The organism is Acidovorax sp. (assembly GCF_016783915.1).
Lineage (GTDB): Bacteria > Pseudomonadota > Gammaproteobacteria > Burkholderiales > Burkholderiaceae_C > Acidovorax.
This window is the reverse complement of record NZ_JADHVT010000003.1, coordinates 82,960-104,652: the sequence shown is the minus strand read 5'-3', so window position 1 is coordinate 104,652 and position 21,693 is coordinate 82,960. Positions and strand designations below refer to the sequence as shown.

Below are 21,693 nucleotides of genomic sequence, written 5' to 3'. Positions count from 1 at the left end.
GGGTTTGCCCAGCGCATCGGCGCCCGGCGGGATGATGCCAATCGATTGCCCTTCCAGCACGGGGAACGGCATGCTGCCGAAATCGAGCACCACATGGTGGGTCTCGCTCTCAAAACCCGCCTCGGTGCAGTTGAAGTTGCCGACCACGGTGGCTGTGGTCGGGTTTTTGGGCGAAAAAAGATTGGTGTAGGGATGGGCTGCGGACCAGGGCGGTACCGTGGCTCCGTACTGGGCGGACCGAAACACCTGCGTGCCGGGCTCTGCAGGCGCCTCCAGGGCTTGTTGCGGTGCTGTCGCCGCTGTGACGGGCTCTGCGCCCGCGGCGACCAGTTCGTGGGGAGCTAGCTCGCCGGGCAATTCTTCCCAGCTGAACTGTTCCTCAATGGTGTAGGCACGGGCCACTGGTACAGCACGCCAGTTGTCGATGGAGCCCGTGGGGCAGGGCGAGATGCATGCCATGCAGCCGTTGCACACGTCCGCTCGCACCACGTAGTTGTTGTCGTCGTGCGTGATCGCGTTGACCGGACAGGTGGCCTCGCAGGTGTTGCAGCGAATGCAGATCTCCGGGTCGATCAGATGCTGCTTCAGGATGCCGTTGTCGATCAGCGTGTGGGTGTCCATATTCATTCTTCGAGCAATATCCGGCTACCGGTGCTGGGACCTTGCATGCAGTGGACGCATTCGGTGTGCCACAACGCAGAGCCCGCTTCGCCGTGCCGCTCGCGCCGTCTTGCCAGGGGCGAATGCGGCACGGGCAACTCAGCGGCGATCAATTAAAACGCACGTACTCAAAATCCACCGGCTGGCGGTTGATGCCCATGACGGGGGGCGCGATCCAGCCGGCGAACTTGCCCGGCTCGACCACACGGCCCATCAACGACGCCACAAACGCGAAGTCTTCGGGCGTGGGCAGCCATTCGGCCTTGCGTGCGGTCCATTCTGCCTCGCTCACCACGCGGCCGTCCGGCGACATCTTGATGCCCGCCAGCGCGCCGATCTGGCGATTGAAGGCCTTGTGGGGGACCACCAGGCGGGTGGGGACGCCCGCCTTCTCCAGCACCTTGTTCCAACGGCCCACGCCCGCCATGGAGTCCTTGATGAAGTCGTCGCGCAGCACTTCGTTCAGCGCGTTGAGCATGGGCACTTCTTTTTCCAGCAGCTGTCCGTCCTTGACCTCCAGCACCTTGTACGTCTGGCCCTTGAGCACATGATCGTCCGTGCGTTTTCCTTCTTCGTAGCGACCCTTGAGGCCCGAGCTGTAGAACGTGGCGGCGTTGCTCGACTGGTCGGCGCCGAACAGGTCGATGGTCACGCTGTAGTGGAAGTTGAGGTAGCGCTGGACGGTGGGCAGGTCGATGGCGCCAGCTGCACGCACCTTGGCAGGGTCGTCGGTCTTGAGGTCGTTCATCACCTGTGCGGTGCGCGACAGCACGCGCGAGATGCCGCTTTCGCCCACAAACATGTGGTGGGCCTCTTCGGTCAGCATGAACTTGGTGGTGCGCGCCAGCGGGTCAAAAGCGCTCTCTGCCAAGGCCGAGAGCTGGAACTTGCCGTCGCGGTCGGTGAAGTAAGTGAACATGAAAAACGCCAGCCAATCCGGCGTCTTTTCATTGAACGCGCCCAGGATGCGCGGGTTGTTCTCGTCGCCGGACTGGCGCTGCAGCAGCGCTTCTGCTTCCTCGCGGCCGTCGCGGCCGAAGTGCTTGTGCAGCAGGTACACCATGGCCCACAGGTGGCGGCCCTCTTCAACATTGATCTGGAACAGGTTGCGCAGGTCGTACATGCTGGGCGCTGTCAGGCCCAGGTGGCGCTGCTGCTCGACCGAGGCTGGCTCCGTGTCGCCCTGGGTCACGATGATGCGGCGCAGATTGGCGCGGTGCTCGCCTGGCACGTCCTGCCAGGCTTTTTCGCCCTTGTGGTCGCCAAAGTGGATCTCGCGGTTGCTGTCGCCCGGATTCAAAAAGATGCCCCAGCGGTAGTCGCGCATCTTCACGTGGCCGAACTGGGCCCAGCCGTTCGGGTCCACGCTCACTGCGGTGCGCAGATAGACCTCATGGTTGGTGGAGCCCTCGGGACCCACGTCGTCCCACCAGTTGATGAAGTTGGGCTGCCAGCCTTCTAGCGCGCGCTGCAACGTGCGGTCTTCGCCCAGGTTCACGTTGTTGGGAATCTTCTCGCTGTAGTTGATGGTGCTCATCGGGTGCTCCTCTGGATGGAAATCGAATGCAGGGCAGGGGGTCAGACGCGCGTCTGGTCAAATCCGGCCTTCTGGCCGGTGCCGTAAACCTTGAGCGCGCCCTTCTCGCCCACGGCGTTGGGGCGGTTGAAAATCCAGTTCTGCCACGCGGTCAGGCGCCCGAAGATGCGGGTGTTCATGTTCTCCCTGCTGGCAAAGCGCAGGTTGGCCTCCAGGCCGGTCAGCGCATCGGGCGACATGGCGGCGCGTTCTTCAATGGCGATACGGATTTCGTCGGCCCAGTCGATGTCGTCCGGGGCTGCCGTGACCAGGCCCAGCGCCAGTGCGCTGTCTGCGTCCAGCGGCCGGCCCGCGGCAGCGCGGACCGCTTCCAGCGGGCCCGCCTCTTCATAGAAGCGGCGCTGCAAGCGGCTTTGGTCATTCACCATGGGCAACAAGCCAAAGTTGAATGCGTTCAGAGTGAGCGTTGGTGCCTGCTCGGGCGCGTCGGGCAGGGCCAGCATGTAGGTGCGGTCTGCCGCCAGCGCCAGCTCTGCCAGGGTGCCGGCAAAAGCCGATCCCGTCTCGATCAGCGCGAAGAGGCTGCGTGAGGACACATCCAGACGGGCAAGCGTGCGCCGCAGCGCGCCAATGGTCTCGCGCACCAGCCAGTGGTCCTGATGCGCGAGCAAGATGGCATCGCTGGCCAGCACCGCCTGCGCATCCCCTTCGGTCTTCAGCAGCCAAGTGCCAATGTCCAGCTCGTTGGTGCGCAGGTTCAGGATGGCGTCGTCCAGCTCGCGGGCCAGTGCCAGCGGCCACCAGGCGGCGCCCGCTGCTTCAATGGCTGCCGTGTCTGTGGGCTGCGTTCCCTCGGGGGCGCGGATACACATTGTGGCCGTGCGCCGTGCGCGGTCGATGTCCACCGTCACGTGCTGGTAGCGCATGCCGTCGGCATGGTCCTGCCGCTCCACGCGTGGCAGGGCAATGCCTTGTGCTCCGCTGGGGCGCGTGCTGGTCTGTGCATGGGCGGCGGCGCGCTCTTGCACCGTGGCGGCAAATTGCGCGGGCTTGGCGATACGGTCCACCAGGCGCCAGTCCACCGCGCGCTGGCCACGCACACCCTCCACGCTGGTGCAGAAGATGTCGGCCAGATCGTGCCGCACGTGGCGCTTGTCCGTGACACGTGTCAGCCCACCGGTGCCGGGCAACACGCCCAGCAAAGGCACTTCGGGCAGCGACACGGCAGACGACCGGTCATCGACCAGGATGATTTCATCGCACGCCAGTGCCAGCTCATAGCCGCCGCCTGCGCAGGCGCCATTCACTGCCGCAATGAACTTGAGGCCCGAGTGTTTGGAGGAGTCTTCAATGCCGTTGCGCGTCTCGTTGGTGAACTTGCAGAAGTTGACCTTCCAGGCATGGCTGGACACACCCAGCATGAAGATGTTGGCGCCCGAGCAAAAGATACGGTCCTTGCCACTGGTGACGATGACGCTGCGCACGTTGGGGTGCTCGAAGCGGATGCGGTTGAGCGCGTCATGCAGTTCAATGTCCACCCCCAGGTCGTAGCTGTTGAGCTTGAGCTTGTAGCCAGGACGGATCCCGCCGTCCTCCGCAATGTCGAGGGACAACCGCGCAATGGCACCCTCGACCGACAAGGTCCAGTGGCGGTACTGCGTGGGATTAGTGCGGTAGTCAACGCGTTCGGGAGCGTGGGTGAGGTCTGCCATGAGGTCTCCGTGGAGAATAGATGCAATATAGTGCTTGCACATAACTGTTGATGTGCATCATCATGCATGTTTCTCGGTATGTCAATGCATTTTTTTGCCGATGGCATTCGGGTAGACGGGCAGCTCTGCTGAGGGCTGCGCAGGGGGCGATTGGGAGGGGGCGAGCTGCACAGGCCGCCGTGGTGGCGGGCGCTGTGCTGTGCCGGGATGGGCGTGGGTGCTGCGGCGCCGATGTCCGGGCGGCAGCCGTTCAGACCGGGTGCAGGTTTTTACGCCACGCGGGCCATGGCCTTGCGCACGCTGGCACTCAAGGTCTGCAGGCTCTGCTCGGGGGTCTGGCCGGAGGTATCCACCGTGATTTCGGCCTTGGAATAGAAAGCAGCGCGCCCGTCCAGGATGCGCTTGAGGTCATCCATGGCCTCCTTGCTGGCGGCCATCGGGCGCATGTCGCCCTGTGCCACCACACGCCCCATGTGTTCCTCGGGCGCGGCCCGTAACCACACGGTGGTGCAGTGGGCCAGCAGCTCGTTGAAAGTGGCGGGGTCCGACACAATGCCACCCGGCGTGGCAATGACCACCTCGCTGTGGATCTGGATGGTCTCTTCCAACGCCCTGCGCTCGTAGCGGCGGTAGGCAGTGGTGCCGTACAGGTCGTGGATTTCGCGCACGCTGCACCCGGCGAGGGCCTCGATGGCGCGGCTCAGTTCAATGAAGGGAACATCCAGCTCGCGCGCCAGCAGCGGCCCCAGGGTGGATTTGCCCGCCCCCCGCAGACCCACCAGCGCAATACGGCGGTGCCTTGCTGCGTCGTTGTGCCCCCCACTCAGCAGCTCGTGCAACGCCAGGCGGGCACGCCGCAGTTCGGGCTCGCTGCGGTGTTCCAGCAGTTCTCGGATCAGCAGCCATTCGGGCGATTGCGTCGTGAAATCGCCCACGAGCTCCGCCAGCGAGCAGTGCAGCGCATGGGCCACCTGCTGCAGCACAAGGATGGAGGCGTTGCCCGTGCCGTACTCCAGGTTGGCCAGGTGGCGCTCCGACACGTCGGCGGCCACCGCTACCGCCTTGCGGGTCAGGCCCCGCTGTGCACGCAGATTGCGAACGCGCTCGCCCAGCGACACCAGAAGAGGGTTCTTGGGCTCCTCTGCCGATGACTGCGCACCCTCCTGCGCGGAGGCGGGTGCGAGCAGCCCCGCCGTTTCTGTTTCATTCATACCCATCCTTTTCATGGAGCGCCCTGGTCTTCTCAGGGAAAACGCCATTCATGCACTATAGTGCTTGACATGGATCTTTGAGGTAACTATGGTTCATCAATTGGCAAAATACTGCATGTTTTGGATGCGCGCAAGGCGGTGGATCAAAAACGGTGCAGATTGGGCCCCGACTCTAGCTGCACCCACTGCCCATGTCCGACAAAACTGCATTTCACGAAGCCTTGGTTGATGTGACCGCCCAGCTCGCTGGCAAACCCCTGGATGCCGCTCTGGCGCAATGGCTGAACACCGCGCACGGCCCCACCAGTGCGACCTACCAGCGCTTGCGGGAGGCGTGCATTCAGGGCGCACGTGAAGGCTGGCTGTGTGAACGCGAAGGCGGCGGCATCCGCTATGGCCGTGTGTTCAAGCCCGAAGATGCCTTGCACCGTTTTTCTGTGGACGTGGTGGACATGCAAAACATTCCTGGCCCCCACCACACCCACCCGCAGGGCGAAATCGATTTGATCATGCCACTGGAGGGGGATGCGTTGTTTGACGGCCACCCTGCCGGCTGGTGCGTCTACCCGCCCGGCAGTGCCCACCACCCTTCGGTGGCGCGCGGCAGGGCGCTGGTTTTGTACCTGTTGCCCGAAGGGCAGATCCAGTTCACCCGCTAGGGCTGGCGCCTGCGCTGCTCCCCCCATGGACCCTCTTGCTCTGAAAGAACGACTGCATGACTGAATTGCTCGCCAACCACGTTGCCGGCCGCTGGCAACACGGAACGGGGCCCGGCACTGAGCTGCGCGATCCTGTGCTGGGCGCCGCCTTGGTGCGGGTGGACGCCACGGGGTTGAATCTGCCCGAGGCCTTTGCGTTTGCCCGCGAACAGGGGGGGGCTGCGCTGCGCGCTGCCACCTATCGTGAGCGGGCCGCCATGCTCGGCGCGGTCGCCAAGGTGCTGCAGGCGCACCGCGACAGCTACTACGACATCGCCACCGCCAATTCCGGCACCGTCAAGACGGACTCTGCGGTGGACATCGACGGCGGCATCTTCACGCTCGTCCAATACGCCAAATGGGGTGATGCGCTGGGCGACGTACGCGTGCTGCGTGACGGGGACGCGGTCAGGCTGGGCAAGGAACCGGTCTTTCAGTCGCAGCACCTGCAGGTGCCGAGGCCAGGGGTGGCGCTGTGCATCAACGCGTTCAACTTTCCCGCCTGGGGGCTGTGGGAAAAAGCTGCGCCCGCCTTGCTGTCGGGCATGCCGGTCATCGTCAAGCCCGGCACATCCACGGCATGGCTGACCCAGCGCATGGTGCAGGACGTGGTGAACGCGGGGGTGTTGCCCGCCGGTGCACTGTCGATCATCGCGGGAAGCTCGGCGGGCCTGATGGATGCGCTGCAACCCTTTGATGTGGTGTCTTTCACCGGATCTGCCGAGACGGCGGGCGTTGTCCGCGCGCATCCGGCGGTGGCGCAGCGCTCGGTGCGCGCCAACATCGAGGCGGACAGCCTCAACGCTGCGCTGCTGATGCCCGACGCGGCGCCGGGCAGTTCGGCCTTTGACCTGCTGGTGCGCGAAGTCGTCCGCGAGATGACTGTCAAGTCAGGCCAGAAGTGCACCGCGATCCGCCGCATCCTGGTCCCCCCTGCGTCGTACGCTGCGGTGGCAGAGGCTGTCAGCGCCCAGCTGGCCCGCGTGGTGGTGGGCAACCCCCGTAACCCGGAAGTGCGCATGGGTTCGCTGGTCAGCCGCGTGCAGTTCGATGGGGTGCAGACAGGCATTGCCGCCCTGGGGGCCCATACCGACGTTGTGTATGACGGCCGAACGCGGCCGCTGGTCGATGCCGACCCTGCAGTTGCCGCCTGCGTCGGCCCGGTGCTGCTGGGCGCGCGCGATGCCGACAAGGCCTCCATCGTTCATGACGTGGAGGTGTTTGGACCGGTGGCCACCTTGCTGCCCTACAACGACCTGGCCCATGCGCTGGCCCTTGCGCAGCGTGGGCAGGGCTCGCTGGTGACCTCGCTCTATGGCGCCGACGACAAGGCACTGGCCCAGGCCGCCGTAGCGCTGGCTGCGAGTAATGGCCGTGTGCACGTGGTGACGCCGACCGTGGCCACTGTGCACACGGGCCACGGCAATGTCATGCCCATGTCGCTGCATGGCGGGCCCGGCCGGGCCGGTGGTGGTGCCGAGCTGGGCGGTTTGCGGGCGCTGGACTTTTACCACCAGCGCAGTGCGGTGCAGGCCAGCCCTGAAGTGCTCGCGGCGCTGGGCTGCTGACCCCCGTACCCACCTACAACGACAACGCCATCGCGACGGAGACACCCCATGAACAGCCTTCCGGAGCAGTTCAATTTTGCAGAGCATCTGTTTGCGCTCAACCGCGCGCGGGGTGACCGCATCGCCTACATCGACGACCAGGGGACCCTGAGCTACAGCGCGCTGGAAGACCGCGCACGGCGCCTGGCGGTAGTGCTGGTCAACGCTGGTGTGCGCAGAGAGGAGCGCGTGCTGCTGCTGATGCTGGACACCAGCGATTGGCCCGTGGCGTTTCTGGGTTGCCTGTACGCGGGTGTGGTGCCTGTGGCGGTCAACACCTTGCTCAAGGCAGACGACTACGCCTATATGCTCACGCACTGCTGCGCGCGGGCAGCGCTGGTCTCCGGTGCGCTATTGCCCGTGCTGAAGGAGGCGTTGGCTGCAGCGCCCAACAACGAGGTGGGTGTGTGCGTGGTGTCGCAGCCGCAAGGCATGCTGGGTGCTGGGGCTGTGGACATGCAGGCCGCCATTGCCAACACCCCCGCGCTGAGCGCACCCGCGCGCACTGGACCTGATGAGCCTGGGTTTTGGCTGTATTCCTCGGGCTCCACGGGCAAGCCCAAGGGCACGGTGCACACGCAGGGCAGCCTGTGGTGGACGGCCGAGCTGTATGGCAAGGCGGTGCTGGGCCTGACCGACAAGGATGTGTGCTTTTCAGCCGCCAAGCTCTACTTTGCGTATGGGCTGGGCAACAGCCTGACCTTCCCGTTGTCAGTGGGCGCCACAGTGGTGCTGATGGCCGAGCGACCCACGCCAGACGCCACCTTCGAGCGCTGGACGCGCCACCAGCCCACGGTGTTCTTTGGGGCGCCCACCGGTTTTGCCGGCATGCTGGCCTCGCCCCGCCTGCCTTCCCGAAGTGCGGTGGCGCTGCGCATGTGCTCGTCTGCTGGCGAGGCGCTGCCGGCCGAGATTGCGCAGCGCTTCAAGGACCATTTCGGTTGCGACATCATCGATGGCATTGGCTCGACAGAGATGCTGCACATCTTCCTGTCCAACCGCCCTGGCGATGTGCGCTACGGCACCACGGGCAAACCGGTGCCCGGGTACGAGATATCCCTGCGTGGTGAAGATGGCAGCGAGGTGCTGCAGGGCGAAATTGGCGATCTCTACATCCAGGGCCCCAGTGCAGCTCTGATGTACTGGAACAACCGCGCCAAGACCCGCGAGACGTTCCAGGGCGCGTGGACCAAAAGCGGCGACAAATATGTGCGCGATGCCGAGGGTTACTACACCTACGCCGGGCGCAGCGACGACATGCTCAAGGTCAGCGGCATTTACGTTTCCCCCTTCGAGGTGGAGGCCACGCTGATGCAGCACACCTCCGTGCTGGAGGCGGCCGTGGTCGGCACGCAGGATGCCGATGGCCTGACCAAGACCAAGGCGTTTGTGGTGCTCAAAGATGGGCAGGCGGTCACACCGGATGAACTCAAGGCCTTTGTGAAGGAACGCCTTGCGCCCTACAAGTACCCGCGTCTGATCGAATTCTTGCCCGAGCTGCCCAAGACGGCCACCGGCAAGATCCAGCGCTTTCGGCTGCGCGAACGGGAGCAGCGGGCGTGAGTGCCAACGGCGTTGCACCCAGCCCCGGGGGGCGCACAGAGCATGTGCCAGTGCGCTGGCGCAACCGCATGGTCCATATCGAGTACCAGTGGATAGCCCCCGAGCGCAGCACTGCCCCCTTGGTGGTGTTCCTGCATGAGGGCCTGGGCTCCGTGGCGATGTGGAAGGACTTCCCGCGCCAGCTGTGCGATGCAGGCGGGTTTCGGGGGCTGGTGTTCTCCCGTCCTGCTTATGGTCGGTCCACCCCCCGGGGCGCGGACGAGGTGTGGGGCGTGGACTTCATGCACCAGCAGGCACACGAGGTGGTGCCCGCATTCCTCTATGCACTGGGAGTGCAGGAGGCCCCCTGGCTCTTTGGCCACAGCGATGGCGCATCGATTGCCCTGTTGCTGGCTGCACGCTGGCCGCAGCGTGTGCAAGGGCTGGTGGTGATGGCCCCGCACATCTTTGTGGAAGACGTGACGGTGCAAAACATCGAACGCGCGCGGGACGCTTACGAACAGACCGATCTGCGCCACAAGCTGGCGCGCTACCACGATGATGGGGATTCGGCCTTCTGGGGCTGGAACCGCGTCTGGCTGGACCCGGCGTTCCGTGCGTGGAACATCGAGACGGAGGTCGCCCTGATCCGCGCCCCCGTGCTGGCCATCCAGGGCTGTGATGACGAGTACGGCACCCTGGCCCAGATCCGGGGCATTGCCCAACGGGTGCCAGGCACCCGGCTGCTGGAATTGCCGGACTGCGCGCACTCTCCGCACCGCGACCAGCCTGGTGCGGTGATGGCCGCTGCGGTTGCCTTCATCCAAGCGCACCACTCGCCCACATAGCGGCAGATGGTGCAGTAGCGGGCGGTAGCCCATGCACCCAGTGACGCCAAAAAAAGGGGCTATTCCACCTGGCGCCGCAGGCCTTCCAGGTCGGTCACGGTGATGCCGCCGTATTCGATCTCCAGCAGGCCAGCGGCCTGCAGCCGCTTCAACGCCGCGTTGCAGCGCTGGCGTGATACGCCCGAGAGATTGGCAATTTCTTCTTGCGACACCTGCAAGTGCGTGTCGCTGCCCGGGTGCAGCCAGGGGTGGAACAGGCCTGCCAGCGCGCGGGCCACCTGGCTGTCGGTATCGAGCAAATGGTGGGCCGTAAAGTTGCCCAGAAACCAGTGCATGCGTTCGTTGATCTGGCGCAGCAGAAAGTGGTCAAAGCTGCGCTGCGTGGAGTGCAGCCATTCAAAAGTTTCCATCGGCACCAGCGCAACGCGGCTGGGGCGCAGTGCGATCACGTCGGCCGTGCGGGGCGTGCCGCGCAGCAAGGTGCCCTCGCCAAACCAGCTTCCCGCCGACAGTCCGCCGAGCGTGACCGAGCGGCCATCCCCCGAGGTCACGGTCCACTTCAGCAGCCCCTCGATGGCGCCATACCAGTGCACCGGGGTATGGCCGCGCCGGCACAGCTCGCCGCCCTGGGGCACTTCGACCTCGCGCACGTCGTCCATCACCCGCTGCTGGGCGGCGCTATCCAGGGCCGGGAACCAGGCAGAGTGCAGCAGCAGATCGGTGAGGGTAGGGGGCCCCAGTTTGACCAACATGGTGAGAGTGTCTCCTGCGCCACTGTGTGCTGTACAGGCGCTTGCGCGTATTCCCTGAGTCCAAATGTCATCGCGATGACTGAATGTGCAAGAGCGTCAAAAAATAATGACGGATCCATCCACAGGAGACACATGATGATGCACACCCGCCGCCAGTTCATGCACCACGTCGGTTGCGCCTCTGCGCTGGGGGCCTTGTCGCCGCTGGCCGCCTGGGCGCAGACCATCGACCAGGTCAAGATCTTTTACGGCTTTCCCGCAGGCAGCGCGGGCGACAGCGTGGCGCGCAGGGTGGGCGAGAAACTGGCGGGATCGCCCTACACCCGCAGCCCCGCGGTGGTGGAAAACAAGCCCGGCGCGGGCGGCCGCATCGCGCTGGAGTCGCTCAAGGGTGCGCCCGCCGATGGCAGCGTGCTCACGCTGTCGCCGTTTTCGTGCACGTCCATCTACCCGCACATTTACAGCCGCCTGAGCTACGACCCGGCCAAGGACTTTGTGCCGGTGTCCATCGGCGCCGTCATGCACCATGGTCTGGCCGTGGGGCCGCTGGTGCCGGCCTCCGTCAAGACGGTGAAGGACTTTCTGGCCTGGGCCAAGGCCAACCCTGGGCAGGCGAACTACGGCTCACCCGCAGCAGGCTCCACGCCGCACTTCATCGGTGCGCTGCTGGGCTTGAACAACGGCGTGGACCTCAAGCATGTGCCGTACCGCGGTTCCATCCCGGGCGTCACCGATGTGGTGGGCGGGCAGATCGCGTCGATGGTCACGCCCAGCGGAGACTTCATTCCCAACCACAAGGCGGGCAAGCTGCGGCTGATCGCCACCTCGGGCCAGGGGCGCTCTCCGTTTTCGCCCGAAGTCCCCACGTTTGCAGAGCAGGGCTTTCCAGAACTCACGACCGAGGAATGGTTCGGCTTTTACGCTCCGGCCCGCACGCCAGCGGCCGTGGTGGCTGCCGCCAATGCAGCCATCAACGCAGCGATTAAGGACAAGGCCGTTATGGACAGCCTCGCCGTGGTGGGGCTCATCGCCAAGGGCTCTACGCCTGCAGAGATGCTGGCCTCGCAACAGGCTGAATACGAGCGCTGGGGGCCGCTGGTGAAGAAGGTCGGCTTCACGGCCGAGTCTTGAAAGATTCCCCATGGCACACACCGTGAAGCGCGTGGCTGTGGTGGCCACCGGCACCATTGGCGCGAGCTGGGCCGAGTACTTTCTGGCGCGGGGTTTGGACGTGGATGCCACCGACCCGTCGCCGGGGGCAGAGCAGCGACTGCGGGACGCCGTCGCCTCGCATTGGGTGACGCTGGCTCAGCAGGGGCTTGCATCGGGGGCAAGCCAGGAGCGTCTGCACTTTCATGTGCGGCTGGAAGATGCTCTGGCGCAGGCCGACTTTGTCCAGGAGAACGGGCCCGAGCGACTCGACTTCAAGGTGGACCTGTTCCGCCGCATGGATGCAGCAACCCCGGCGCATGTGGTGCTGGCCTCCAGTTCTTCGGGGCTGGCGGTGACGGACATGCAGAAGGATTGCGCACATCCCGGGCGCGTGGTGCTGGGCCACCCGTTCAATCCGCCGCACATGATCCCGCTGGTCGAAGTGGGCGGCGGAGCGCGCACCACGCCCCAGGCGGTGGCCGATGCCATGGCGTTCTACGCCCGCATTGGCAAGCGACCCATCCAGGTGCGGCGTGAGATCAAGGGGCACATTGCCAACCGCCTGCAGGCTGCGCTGTGGCGTGAGGCGTTTCACTTGGTGGACCAGGGCGTAGCCACTGTGGAAGACATCGACACAGCCATCTCCCAGGGCCCCGGCTTGCGGTGGGCGCTGATGGGGCCGTTCATGAACCTGCACCTGTCGGGCGGAGAAGGTGGCATTGCCCACCTGCTGGCCCACCTGGGCGGTCCCATCGAAAGCTGGTGGCAGGACCTGGGCACGCCGTCCATGACCGAAACCTTGCAGCGCCAGGTGACCGAAGGCGTCGCACAGGCGCTGGGCACGCGCCAAGCCAGCGATCTGGCCCGTGCGCGAGATGCCTTGCTCATTGAGTTGCTGCGCGCCAAGCAGGCGTCCGGCCTGTTGAGCAAGCCCGATCCCGATCTGCACACCTGAGGCACAGCGTCCCCTGTTTTGAACCTCCATCGTTCCCGAGACCCACTATGTACCCAGCCTTTCTTGATGACGAGCGCCAGATTGCCCCTGCGCGCGCTGTGCGCACCCAGTTTGACGATGGTTCCTTCACGCTGCGCTCTCCCATGGCGTTGCAACCCTATGCGCGCTGTGTGGGGGAGTGGCTGGAGCGCTGGGCGCGAGAGACGCCAGATGCCCTGGCGCTGGCCGAACGGGACGACGGCGCAGAAGGCTGGCGCAGCCTGACCTATGCCCAACTGCGCCGCCAGGTGGGCGCCGTGGCCCAGTCGCTGCTGGACCTGGGGTTGCCAGCCGGGCGGCCCATTGCCATCCTGTCCGACAACGCGGTGGACCATGCGGTGCTCATGCTGGCGGCCATGCATGTGGGCATCACACCCTGTTCGTTGTCGAGTGCATATGCACGCTCCCAGGACCACAGCCGCCTGCACAGCATGCTGTCGGTGCTGGAGCCCAGCCTGATCTATGCGTCCGATGCCAGCGTCTATGCGGCAGCCCTGCAAGGCTGGGACAGCGATGCCGTGCGGGTGTTCAGCCGCAATGCCTCCACGTGTCCGGGGGCGCTGCCCTGGGAGCACCTGCTCGCCGGGCAAGAGACACCCTGGGTGCAGCAGGCGATGCAGGCGCTGCTGCCTGATGACCATGCCAAATACCTGCTCACCTCCGGCTCCACCGGTCGGCCCAAGGTGGTCATCAACACCCACCGCATGCTCTGCGCCAACCAGCAGATGATGGCCCAGGCGTGGCGCTTTCTGGAGCACGAAAAGCCAGTGCTGGTGGACTGGTTGCCCTGGAGCCATACCTTTGGTGGCAACCACAACCTCAACATGGTGCTGTGCCACGGCGGCACGCTCTACATCGACGAGGGGCGGCCGGTGCCGGGGCTCATCGACAAGACGGTGCGCAACCTGCGCGAGGTGCAGCCCACCATGCTGTTCAACGTGCCTCGGGGCTTTGACATGCTGCTGCCGTTTCTGGAAGCCGACGATAGCCTGGCCGCCGACGTGCTGGCGCGCATGCGGCTGGCCTTCTATGCGGCGGCGGCGCTGGCTCCATCGACCTGGCAGCGCTTGCAGGCCGTTGCGCGGCGCGTGCGCCCCGCCCAGCCGCTGTGGCTCACGACATCGTGGGGATCCACAGAGACAGCACCTGCCGTCACCACCGCGCACTGGCACCTTGAAGGCGCGGGCTGTATTGGTGCACCCTTGCCAGGGCTGGAGCTGAAGCTGGTGCCCAACGGCAGCAAGCTGGAGATGCGGGTTCGTGGCGTGTCGGTGTTCGCGGAATACCGCAATGCGCCGCGCGAAACGGCGGCCGCGTTCGATCACGAGGGGTTCTACCGCATCGGCGACGCGGGCTATTTGGTGGACGCGGAGCAGCCAGACAAAGGCGTGGTCTTCAACGGGCGCGTGGCGGAGGATTTCAAGCTGTCCAGCGGCAGCTGGGTGTCGGTGGGTACGTTGCGGGTGGAGCTGGTGTCGCAACTGGCGCCGCTGGTCCAGGACATCGTGCTCACCGGGCATGACCGCGATGAGGTGGGCATGCTGGTGTTTCCGTCTGCGGCCGGTGCGGCCGACGCTGAGCGGCTGGAGCAGGCATTGCAGGCCGTGATGCGCGCGCGCCGCGATGCGGGCGCTGGGTCTTCGCAATGCCCCACAAGGGCCATGGTGATGGAAATGGCGCCTGATGCAGACGCCGGGGAGATCACTGACAAGGGATACATCAACCAGGGGGCGGTGCTGTCACGCCGCGCGGCGGCGGTGCAGGCGTTGTACGCCCATCCTGCAGCGCCAGGGGTCATCAGGGCCTGATTGCGCGGGGGCCAGGGCGTGCATGGGGGCGTCGTCGCGCAGCCGTTTCAAGCTCCACCAAAGAAAAAGGGGCCTTGCGGCCCCTGGTGCTGACGCAAGCGCCTTGCGGCGCTGGGTGCATCAGGCGGTTGCGTCCTTGAGCTTCTTCAGGGCGCGGGTCTTGATCTTGACCGAGGCGGGCTTGGCGGGGAACCAGCGCTCTTCACCCGTGAACGGGTCCTTGCCAAAACGCTTCTTCTTGGCGGGCACTTGCTGCAGGCCGATCTTGAGCACGCCTGGCAGCGTGAACTCGCCAGAGCCCTTCTTGTGCACCGAGCCCAGGATGGCGGCTTCCAGCGCAGCCAGCACGGCCTTGGCGGCCTTGGGCTCCACGCCCGACTGTTCGGCCAGGTGGGCGACTAGCGTGGTCTTGTTGAAGGCGGCCTTGATGGGCTTCAGGGCTGCAGCAGCGACCACGGGCTTGGCGGCGGGGGCGGCTGCTTTCTTGGCGGCAGGCGCAACCTTTTTGGCTGCAGGTGCTGCCTTCTTGGCGGCTGGTGCTGCGGCCTTGACGGCCACCTTCTTTGCGGGAGCGGGAGTTTTCTTTGCAGTTGCCATGATGTTTTTTCGTTGATTGGAGTGACGATGGGCCCTGCCTCTGCGGGCGAGGACCTGCACGATTTTAGGTGCGATAACGCCAGACGCGATAGTGCTTGCGTGCTGCAGGTGTTTGCAGCCGTCGCATGGGTGCGGTGTCAACTGCTTGCGCAGGGCCCGCGAAGTCGTTGCAGGAGCGCCCTTTGCGCCCCGCTGTTGTCTGCGTGGCTAAGCTGCCGCCTGCAGGCCCAGCACAGCGATCACGTGGCAGCCCGTGCCCGCGATGACCCAGCCATGCCACACGGCGTGGGCATAGCGCACCACGGTGTCCATCACAAAAAACACCACACCCGCCGTGTACGCGGCCCCGCCGATGACCAGCCAGGCCGCACTCACGGCGGGCACATGGGCCATCAGGGGCAAGGCCGCCAGCAGCGCCACCCAGCCCAACACCACATACAAGGCCGTTGACAGCCAGGGCGCTGCGCGCCTTGCGCGCAGCTGGAGCAAGCAGCCTGCGAGGGCGGCCAGCCACACCAGGGCCAGGGCGGTGATGTCGTGCATGTGGCCGGGCGCACTCAACGCAAACGGTGTGAAGCTGCCCGCGATGAACAGGTGGATCGCCGCATGGTCCAGCCGCAGCGCTCATTGCTTGGCTCGCCCCGGCGGCAGTGCGTGGTACAGGGTGGACGCGCCATACAGCAGCGCCATGGTGCCCGCAAACACCAGCACACCCCATGTGGCTGCAGGATGCGCGGAGGGGGCTGACCTCAGCAGTTGGGGCACTGCGAGGCAAGCGCCAATCAGCGCTGCGCCGTGCAGCGCACTGTTGGCCATCTCCTCGTGTGGGTCCTGCGGCCGGTCGTTCATGGAGGCCCTAATGGTGAGCTGGTGTGTGCAGCCGCTCGCGCCACAGCTGCCAGCGTGCGCGTTGCAAGGCCAGAAACTCCACCACTCCCCAGGCCAACGCGCAGGCGAGCATGGCCCAGCCCATGGCCCAGCGGTAGGCCTCAGTCTTGCGCGGGGGCGGGTACATCGTCGTGGTCCCAGCCAGCGGTACGGGGCAGATCCAGGCTCAGCCACCCGCGTTCATCGAACAGCTCATCGAGCAGCCGCTGCAGTCCGAACAGTTTCCAGAGCATGTTGCGCCTCTTCCAAGGGGTGGTGACTGCAGGCAAGTTAGCGCCCTTGTGTGACGGTTTCGCGGCGGTTCGCACAAACCCCACAGACTGGCTGCGCCGCTGTTCGCGCTGGGCGGCGAGCGCTATCCTCGCCGCTTGGTACGCGCTGTGGCGTGCCCCACCTACCGATATCCCACCCATTGAACATGCTGCCCGAGCTTGCGGCGCTGGAAAAAATCCTGGAGCTGGGCGCGCCCCATCTGCAGGTACAGGTCGTCCAACAGGTGTCTGTGGCATCGGGTCCGCACTTTCCCATCTATGCCATCGGGCTGGGCAACCCTGCGCTGGACGTGCCCGCCGTAGGGTTCTTTGGCGGCGTGCATGGGCTGGAGCGCATTGGTGCCGAGGTGGTCATTGCATACCTGCAAAACGTGGTCATGCGGCTGCAGTGGGACACCACCTTGCACCAGCAGCTGGAGCGTGTGCGCCTGGTCTTCATGCCCATCGTCAACCCCGGCGGCATGTGGTCTGCCACGCGCGCCAATCCGCGCGGGGTGGACCTGATGCGCAATGCGCCCGTCGACGCGGTGGACCCGGTGCCCTGGGGCATTGGCGGGCAGCGCGTGAGCGCGGGCCTGCCCTGGTACCGGGGCAGGCTGGGCGAGCCCATGGAGGCCGAGAGCCAGGCGCTGTGCGACGTGGTGGCGCAGCAGCTGCTGGCGCGGCCCTTCAGCATTGCGCTGGACTGCCACTCGGGCTTCGGGGTGAAGGACCGGCTGTGGTTTCCGTTTGCCCACACGCGCCGGCCCATCCCGCACCTGGCAGAGCTGCATGCGCTGCAGGACATTTTTCTGCAGGCGCACAGCAACCACCAGTACATCATCGAGCCGCAGAGCGCGCAGTACCTGGCCCATGGCGACCTGTGGGACCACCTGTATCTGCAGGCCTGCCGCGATGTACCTGCGCATACCTTTTTGCCGCTGACTCTGGAGATGGGTTCGTGGCTGTGGATCAAGAAGAATCCGCGCCAGCTGTTCTCGCGCAACGGCATCTTCAACCCGCTCATCAACCACCGCCAGCAGCGGGTGCTGCGGCGGCACTTGTCGTTGCTCGACTTTCTGTCGCGCGCAGCCTGTAGCCACACGCGCTGGGTGCCTGCGCCCGATCAGCGGGCCCAGCGCCGTGCCGATGCCCTGGCTGCGTGGTACTGAGATGTCAGCGCTCTCACCACGACAATGGATCCTGCTGCGCGGGCTGACGCGCGAGGCCGCGCACTGGGGCGCGTTTGCCGAGGGTTTTTCGCAGGCGGTGCCTGGCGACCAGGTGCTGGCGCTGGACCTGCCGGGAAATGGCGAGTTCCACCGCCTGACATCACCTCTGTCGGTGCAGGGCATGGTGCAGGCCTGCCGCGCGGAGCTGGCGCGGCGAGCCATTGCGCCGCCCTACCACCTGCTGGCCATGTCGCTCGGGGCGATGGTGGCCACCGAATGGGCACGCGTGGCGCCCCATGAGGTGGCGGGCTGCGTGCTCATCAACACCAGCCTGCGGCCGTTCAGCCCATTCTGGCACCGACTGCGTGTGCACAACCTGGTGCCATTGATGCGGCTGGCGCGTCTGTGGCGATCTGCCGAGCCGGCGGAGGAGGTAGTGTGGCAGATCACCAGCCGCAGTGCATCACCCCCAGGCTCCTTGGTGGCGCAGTGGGCCGCTGTGCGCAGGCTAAGGCCTGTATCGGCACACAACGCGCTGCGCCAGCTGGTGGCTGCTGCGCGCTATCGTGCGCCTGCTGCAGCGCCCGCGGACCAGGTGTTACTGCTGGGCAGCCTGCAGGACCAGCTGGTGTCCAGCCTATGCTCGCAAGCCATTGCGCGCGCCTGGGGGCTGCCGCTGCAGCTGCATCCGTGGGCAGGGCACGACCTGCCGCTGGACGACCCTCAGTGGGTCATCGACGCCGTGTTGCGTTGGCTATCGTGTGGCGGGGCCACCGCTGGATAACGGGGGCTACTGTGCGAGGTCGTTCAACGCGCCCTGCGCTACCAGCTCGCGGTACCACTCTGCATACCCCGCGCTGCTAGGGTGCAGACCGTCGGCGGCGTTCAGCTCCTTGCTGCGGGCCACAAATGGGTCCTGGTCGCGCGGCTTGAGCAACCGCACGTAGTGCACCTGCTGCGCGCTGGTGACTTCACGCGCCAGCGCATGCAGCGCCTCGGACCGGCGCGACATGGCCCATGAGAGGGGCGGCACAAAAAAGGGCGCGTGGCCCACATTGCCGCAAGGCATCAGCACCACCTGCTGCCCCTTCTGGCGTGCCAGGGCCACGGCCTGCTGCATCTGGGCGCGCAGCGTGTCTTCGGGGGTGAAGCGGATGACGTCATTGCCCCCCGCCAGCACCAGCACCAGGTCATAGCCGCTGGTAGCGCGCTCCAGCTGCTGCACCACATCGCCAAACTTGGCGCCGTTGGCCGCCAGGTTGTCGATGCGCCACTGGGGGTGGTTCTGGCCTATGCGCCCTGGCAGGCTGTCTGCAGCCGTGTTGGCACCAGTGCCCACTGCCGTGCTGTCGCCCACCACCAGCACACGCTGCGTCGGGTGTGGTGGTTGTGCGGTGTAGGGATGGGCATCGCGGGCCAGGTCGGCGGCGGTCCACATGCGCCAGGGGGCACAGCCGGTGAGCAGCAGCACGCCTGCAGCCACCGCTGCCAGGGTAGCCCACCGGCGGGTGGAGTTTTGGTGCGGGGAAGTCTGTCGCGTCATCGTGGGGGCGCCCAAAGTTGCTCTGGGAACAGCCTACCCGCAGACCAGGCGACCCTGCGTCGGCGCTGGGCATTGGCTTGCGTAGGACAGAGCCACGCCGCGCGGCTGTGGGTCGTTATTGCTTGAACACGACGGCGTCCAGCGCCATGGCCCGGATCGCCTCGGCAGCCGCATCGGCCTGGGCGCGGTTGGCGTAGGGCCCCACCCGCACGCGGATGCGGCGGCCCTTGGCATTGTTCAGCTCCTGGCGAAACGCGGGCAGGCCTTCGTTGAGCAGGCGCGCCTGGGTCTTGCGGGCGTTGGCTTCTTCGGCAAACAGGCCCACGTTGATGTAGTAGCCTGGGGCAGTGCCTACCGTGGGCAGCGCGGTATCAGCGGAGGGCGCCTTTGCGGCCGGTGCCTTGGGCTTGGTGGTGGCTGCTGCGCGGCTGGCGGCATCGCGGCGTGCAGGGGCGGTAGCAGTGGCGCTGGCCGCAGGCGTTGGTGCGCGGGTCGATGCGGCTGGCGTGGCTGACTTGGGTGTGGACGCTTTGGCGGCCGGGGTGGAGGCCGTGGCCGATGCGGACGGCGCTGGAGCTGGGGGCTCGGCCGATTTTTGGACAGCAGCGGTGGCAGGAGCGGGTGCGGCAGCCAAAGGTACCGATGCCACAGGCGCAGGCTTCGGTGCTGCAGCAGCAGGAGCCTGGGGGGCAGGTGTGGGTGCAGTCGGTGGTTCCGCTGCCACCTCGGGCGCAGGCGTAGGCGGCGTGGGCGCCCCTTCGGCTTCGGGCGCTGGCAAGGCCCCCACAGGCTTGGTGGCAGATGCCGCCTGGGCTGCTGCCGTGGCCTGCGCCACTGTGACGGCGGGTTCCAGCGCCAGGGGCTTCACGTCTGACGGGGACAGCGTCAGGTAGGCGATCAGTGCGGCCAGGCCCAGCACCACGTTCGCCAGCACCAGCACCTGCAGCCGCTTGCGCGAGCTGGCCTGCTTTTCAAGCAGAGCACAGGCCTCGGGCAAGGTGCGCGACGCTGCCAGCGCGCGTGTAATGCGTTTGCGGATGTCGGCGTACAGGATGGCGTTGCCATACAGCCCTGGCACCGCAAACGCCAGCACCGCAAATGCGCCCAGTACCCCCAGTTCAATGCCCACGGGCCAGTGCAAGAACGAGTGGCCCACGCCAAACACGATCAGTGCCAGCCCCTCGACCGCTGCCACATAGACCAGCGCGGCGCCCCACAGCTGGCGAAACAGCATCCAGTTCAGGGTGCACAGGCAGGCGGCCCAGTTCCAGGTGGTGGTTGTGCGGCCGGTGTCGTCAAAGCGCTCGAACACCTTCAGGTAGTAATCCGTGTTCACGGGCCCCAGGGCCAGGCGCGACATGGCCGCCATGGCGTTGTCGGACGGTGAATCGAGCGACATGGCCGGGATGATGGAGGCGACAGGATCCGTGTGGTCGAGCATGGTCGGATTCTGTCACGCACCGAGCGATGTGTTACCTGTTGTGTCGCGGGGTGCAGCGCGACGGCAACGGGTGTGCGGCGCGTGGCGACGCGTTCCAGGGCGTCCGGGCAGGCCCCGCGTGGCTGTAGGGCATTTTTTGAGACAAATTGGTCGCAAGCGCTAGTTGAATAAGCGCCGAAAGCTATAAATTACATAGCATTCATCATGCGCCCCGCACCAGGGCCATGATCTGGCCTGCGTCCAGTGTGGCTGCCTTTTGCTGGATCTGGGGCAAATACTGCGTCTGCAACTGCTTGGCGGGCGTGAGCAGGCCCTGAAAGGTCTCGCGCAACATGGCCGTGCTCATGACCCGCCCCCCTGCGTAGTAGCGCTTGGCTACCTGCCCCAGCGCGTAGGTGGTGGCAAACGAAAACGCCATGCCCGTGGCGGCGCCGCCCAGCCCGCCGATGGTGCGGCCCGCCACCTTGCCCAGCAGGCCGCCCAGTAGCTTGCGACCAAACTGCTCCAGGTACTGCGAAGTCATGCCCACGCCGGCAGCGGCGATGAACTCCTTGATGTGGCCTTGGTCCAGCTCCACCCCGTGGGCCTTGCCAATCCCGTAGACCATCTTCACCTGCAGCGGGATGATGGCCATCGACGCCCATGACTGCGGCAGCAGCTCCAGCGCGCCGTTGAGCAGCGCATAGTTCAGGATGGATTTGTCCAGCTCTGCATCCGATGCGCCTGCACCGACTGCTGCGGCCAGAGGCGCTGCCGCAGCAGTGGCCACCGGTACCGCCATCGGCACGGCCTTTTCGGCCACGTCCACCAGCGCATCGGCTTGCTGGTCAAACGCTGCCGTCTGCGGGTCGCCCAGCTGCAGGGCCGCCTTGAGGCGGGTCAGAAACTCGCGCTCCGCCGCGGTCTGGCGGCCATCCACATCGCACACGCATACAGCCATCTCGTAGGCCAGCTGGCGGTGCATGGGCTCGCTCAGTCGCTGCACGGCTGCCTGCACGCTGGTGCGCTGCAGCAGCACGTCCTGGTAGATGCGCGGCAGGTCGGCCACGCCCCCGTCGCCCGCGAGCGACTGGGCAATGCGGCGGATCTCTTCGCGTTCGGCATCGTCCTTGTTGCCATCGGCAAACGCTGCCAGAAGGGCGATGGTGAGGATGGATTTTTGCTGGTCCAGGGTCATGGTCGTCGTGCGGGATAAAGGGGGGAGGGGGAGCACGCCGCTTGCAGTGCGTTGTGCGGTGGCTTTTGAACAGGTTCTTAGGTGCAGTCTAGGCAATGCGGTT

At 65.9% G+C, this 21,693-nt stretch carries 20 protein-coding genes and 1 pseudogene; 9 read left to right on the top strand and 12 right to left on the bottom strand.

The features are described from left to right. The 4 genes from ISS20_RS01650 to ISS20_RS01635 form a co-directional block, all read right to left on the bottom strand. Nucleotides 1-621 (bottom strand): 4Fe-4S binding protein (locus tag ISS20_RS01650; RefSeq protein WP_291433086.1); only part of this gene is annotated, 621 nt, incomplete at its 3' end. A 148-nt stretch (nt 622-769) separates the two neighbouring features. Then, nucleotides 770-2,197 carry a benzoyl-CoA 2,3-epoxidase subunit BoxB gene (boxB, locus tag ISS20_RS01645; RefSeq protein ID WP_291433078.1) on the bottom strand — a complete coding sequence of 476 codons (1,428 nt, stop codon included), beginning with the start codon at nt 2,195-2,197 and terminating at the stop codon, nt 770-772. Between the two features lie 41 nt (nt 2,198-2,238). After that, nucleotides 2,239-3,909, bottom strand: coding sequence for a 2,3-epoxybenzoyl-CoA dihydrolase (gene boxC, locus ISS20_RS01640; RefSeq protein ID WP_291433077.1), 1,671 nt, complete (start codon nt 3,907-3,909; stop codon nt 2,239-2,241). Between the two features lie 269 nt (nt 3,910-4,178). Then, nucleotides 4,179-5,120 carry a helix-turn-helix transcriptional regulator gene (locus ISS20_RS01635; protein WP_056746950.1) on the bottom strand — a complete coding sequence of 314 codons (942 nt, stop codon included), beginning with the start codon at nt 5,118-5,120 and terminating at the stop codon, nt 4,179-4,181. 191 nt (nt 5,121-5,311) lie between these two features. On the opposite strand from ISS20_RS01635, the gene ISS20_RS01630 reads away from it, so the two are divergent. From ISS20_RS01630 to ISS20_RS01615, 4 genes are read left to right on the top strand one after another with little or no spacing between them, the layout of a single operon-like run. Continuing rightward, nucleotides 5,312-5,779, top strand: a complete 468-nt coding sequence (locus ISS20_RS01630; RefSeq protein ID WP_291433076.1) for a DUF4863 family protein — start codon at nt 5,312-5,314, stop codon at nt 5,777-5,779. Nucleotides 5,780-5,835: 56 nt separating this feature from the next. Then, a complete protein-coding gene (locus tag ISS20_RS01625) occupies nt 5,836-7,386 on the top strand; it encodes a 3,4-dehydroadipyl-CoA semialdehyde dehydrogenase (protein ID WP_291433075.1) in 1,551 nt (516 codons plus the stop codon). 48 nt (nt 7,387-7,434) lie between these two features. Next, nucleotides 7,435-8,988, top strand: a complete 1,554-nt coding sequence (locus tag ISS20_RS01620; RefSeq protein WP_291433074.1) for a benzoate-CoA ligase family protein — start codon at nt 7,435-7,437, stop codon at nt 8,986-8,988. Then, on the top strand, nt 8,985-9,815 hold the full coding sequence (locus ISS20_RS01615; RefSeq protein ID WP_291433073.1) for an alpha/beta hydrolase: 831 nt from the start codon (nt 8,985-8,987) through the stop codon (nt 9,813-9,815). The genes ISS20_RS01620 and ISS20_RS01615 overlap by 4 nt, the downstream gene beginning before the upstream one ends. Nucleotides 9,816-9,874: 59 nt before the next feature. On the opposite strand, the gene ISS20_RS01610 is transcribed toward ISS20_RS01615, so the two are convergent. After that, nucleotides 9,875-10,567 (bottom strand): Crp/Fnr family transcriptional regulator, encoded by a 693-nt coding sequence (locus ISS20_RS01610; protein ID WP_291433072.1) that lies wholly within the window; start codon nt 10,565-10,567, stop codon nt 9,875-9,877. Nucleotides 10,568-10,705: 138 nt separating this feature from the next. Here ISS20_RS01610 and ISS20_RS01605 point away from each other — a divergent pair, with 138 nt between their 5' ends. Genes ISS20_RS01605 through ISS20_RS01595 form a run of 3 tightly spaced genes read left to right on the top strand, consistent with a single transcriptional unit; the run spans nt 10,706 to nt 14,521 of the window. Next, nucleotides 10,706-11,698: a Bug family tripartite tricarboxylate transporter substrate binding protein gene (locus ISS20_RS01605; RefSeq protein ID WP_291433085.1), complete on the top strand. Its 993-nt coding sequence runs from the start codon at nt 10,706-10,708 to the stop codon at nt 11,696-11,698. Nucleotides 11,699-11,708: 10 nt separating this feature from the next. After that, nucleotides 11,709-12,674 carry a 3-hydroxyacyl-CoA dehydrogenase NAD-binding domain-containing protein gene (locus ISS20_RS01600; protein WP_291433071.1) on the top strand — a complete coding sequence of 322 codons (966 nt, stop codon included), beginning with the start codon at nt 11,709-11,711 and terminating at the stop codon, nt 12,672-12,674. Between the two features lie 47 nt (nt 12,675-12,721). Continuing rightward, nucleotides 12,722-14,521 carry a feruloyl-CoA synthase gene (locus ISS20_RS01595; protein ID WP_291433070.1) on the top strand — a complete coding sequence of 600 codons (1,800 nt, stop codon included), beginning with the start codon at nt 12,722-12,724 and terminating at the stop codon, nt 14,519-14,521. A 120-nt stretch (nt 14,522-14,641) separates the two neighbouring features. Here ISS20_RS01595 and ISS20_RS01590 read toward each other — a convergent pair whose 3' ends face one another. From ISS20_RS01590 to ISS20_RS01575, 4 genes and pseudogenes are all read right to left on the bottom strand, one after another. Next, nucleotides 14,642-15,118, bottom strand: coding sequence for an HU family DNA-binding protein (locus tag ISS20_RS01590; RefSeq protein WP_291433069.1), 477 nt, complete (start codon nt 15,116-15,118; stop codon nt 14,642-14,644). Between the two features lie 207 nt (nt 15,119-15,325). Beyond that, nucleotides 15,326-15,934: pseudogene (locus ISS20_RS01585) on the bottom strand (hemolysin III family protein). 40 nt (nt 15,935-15,974) lie between these two features. Beyond that, the gene (locus tag ISS20_RS01580; RefSeq protein WP_291433068.1) at nt 15,975-16,133 is read right to left on the bottom strand and encodes a hypothetical protein; all 159 of its coding nucleotides are present in this window, start codon (nt 16,131-16,133) and stop codon (nt 15,975-15,977) included. After that, a complete protein-coding gene (locus ISS20_RS01575; RefSeq protein WP_291433067.1) occupies nt 16,108-16,239 on the bottom strand; it encodes a hypothetical protein in 132 nt (43 codons plus the stop codon). Before ISS20_RS01575 ends, ISS20_RS01580 begins: the two co-directional genes overlap by 26 nt. A gap of 185 nt (nt 16,240-16,424) precedes the next feature. On the opposite strand from ISS20_RS01575, the gene ISS20_RS01570 reads away from it, so the two are divergent. Together ISS20_RS01570 and ISS20_RS01565 are read left to right on the top strand one after the other, a co-directional pair. Beyond that, on the top strand, nt 16,425-17,429 hold the full coding sequence (locus ISS20_RS01570) for a M14 family zinc carboxypeptidase (protein WP_291433066.1): 1,005 nt from the start codon (nt 16,425-16,427) through the stop codon (nt 17,427-17,429). Between the two features lies 1 nt (nt 17,430). Continuing rightward, on the top strand, nt 17,431-18,213 hold the full coding sequence (locus ISS20_RS01565; protein WP_291433064.1) for an alpha/beta hydrolase: 783 nt from the start codon (nt 17,431-17,433) through the stop codon (nt 18,211-18,213). A gap of 6 nt (nt 18,214-18,219) precedes the next feature. On the opposite strand, the gene ISS20_RS01560 is transcribed toward ISS20_RS01565, so the two are convergent. From ISS20_RS01560 to ISS20_RS01550, 3 genes are all read right to left on the bottom strand, one after another. After that, a complete protein-coding gene (locus tag ISS20_RS01560) occupies nt 18,220-18,972 on the bottom strand; it encodes an SGNH/GDSL hydrolase family protein (protein WP_291433063.1) in 753 nt (250 codons plus the stop codon). A 115-nt stretch (nt 18,973-19,087) separates the two neighbouring features. Further along, entirely contained in the window at nt 19,088-20,413 is a 1,326-nt protein-coding gene (locus tag ISS20_RS01555; protein ID WP_291433062.1) for an SPOR domain-containing protein, read from the bottom strand. 202 nt (nt 20,414-20,615) lie between these two features. After that, nucleotides 20,616-21,686: a DUF533 domain-containing protein gene (locus ISS20_RS01550; protein WP_366827435.1), complete on the bottom strand. Its 1,071-nt coding sequence runs from the start codon at nt 21,684-21,686 to the stop codon at nt 20,616-20,618. Nucleotides 21,687-21,693: the final 7 nt, after the last annotated feature.

Coding starts and splice junctions, on each gene's coding strand:
- ISS20_RS01560 (WP_291433063.1), bottom strand. CDS start 18,972: ATGACGCGACAGACTTCCCCGCACCAAAACTCCACCCGCCGGTGGGCT.
- ISS20_RS01635 (WP_056746950.1), bottom strand. CDS start 5,120: ATGAATGAAACAGAAACGGCGGGGCTGCTCGCACCCGCCTCCGCGCAG.
- ISS20_RS01600 (WP_291433071.1), top strand. CDS start 11,709: ATGGCACACACCGTGAAGCGCGTGGCTGTGGTGGCCACCGGCACCATT.
- ISS20_RS01610 (WP_291433072.1), bottom strand. CDS start 10,567: ATGTTGGTCAAACTGGGGCCCCCTACCCTCACCGATCTGCTGCTGCAC.
- ISS20_RS01570 (WP_291433066.1), top strand. CDS start 16,425: ATGCTGCCCGAGCTTGCGGCGCTGGAAAAAATCCTGGAGCTGGGCGCG.
- ISS20_RS01565 (WP_291433064.1), top strand. CDS start 17,431: ATGTCAGCGCTCTCACCACGACAATGGATCCTGCTGCGCGGGCTGACG.
- boxB (WP_291433078.1), bottom strand. CDS start 2,197: ATGAGCACCATCAACTACAGCGAGAAGATTCCCAACAACGTGAACCTG.
- ISS20_RS01625 (WP_291433075.1), top strand. CDS start 5,836: ATGACTGAATTGCTCGCCAACCACGTTGCCGGCCGCTGGCAACACGGA.
- ISS20_RS01580 (WP_291433068.1), bottom strand. CDS start 16,133: ATGTACCCGCCCCCGCGCAAGACTGAGGCCTACCGCTGGGCCATGGGC.
- ISS20_RS01575 (WP_291433067.1), bottom strand. CDS start 16,239: ATGCTCTGGAAACTGTTCGGACTGCAGCGGCTGCTCGATGAGCTGTTC.
- ISS20_RS01555 (WP_291433062.1), bottom strand. CDS start 20,413: ATGCTCGACCACACGGATCCTGTCGCCTCCATCATCCCGGCCATGTCG.
- ISS20_RS01605 (WP_291433085.1), top strand. CDS start 10,706: ATGCACACCCGCCGCCAGTTCATGCACCACGTCGGTTGCGCCTCTGCG.
- ISS20_RS01630 (WP_291433076.1), top strand. CDS start 5,312: ATGTCCGACAAAACTGCATTTCACGAAGCCTTGGTTGATGTGACCGCC.
- boxC (WP_291433077.1), bottom strand. CDS start 3,909: ATGGCAGACCTCACCCACGCTCCCGAACGCGTTGACTACCGCACTAAT.
- ISS20_RS01595 (WP_291433070.1), top strand. CDS start 12,722: ATGTACCCAGCCTTTCTTGATGACGAGCGCCAGATTGCCCCTGCGCGC.
- ISS20_RS01620 (WP_291433074.1), top strand. CDS start 7,435: ATGAACAGCCTTCCGGAGCAGTTCAATTTTGCAGAGCATCTGTTTGCG.
- ISS20_RS01590 (WP_291433069.1), bottom strand. CDS start 15,118: ATGGCAACTGCAAAGAAAACTCCCGCTCCCGCAAAGAAGGTGGCCGTC.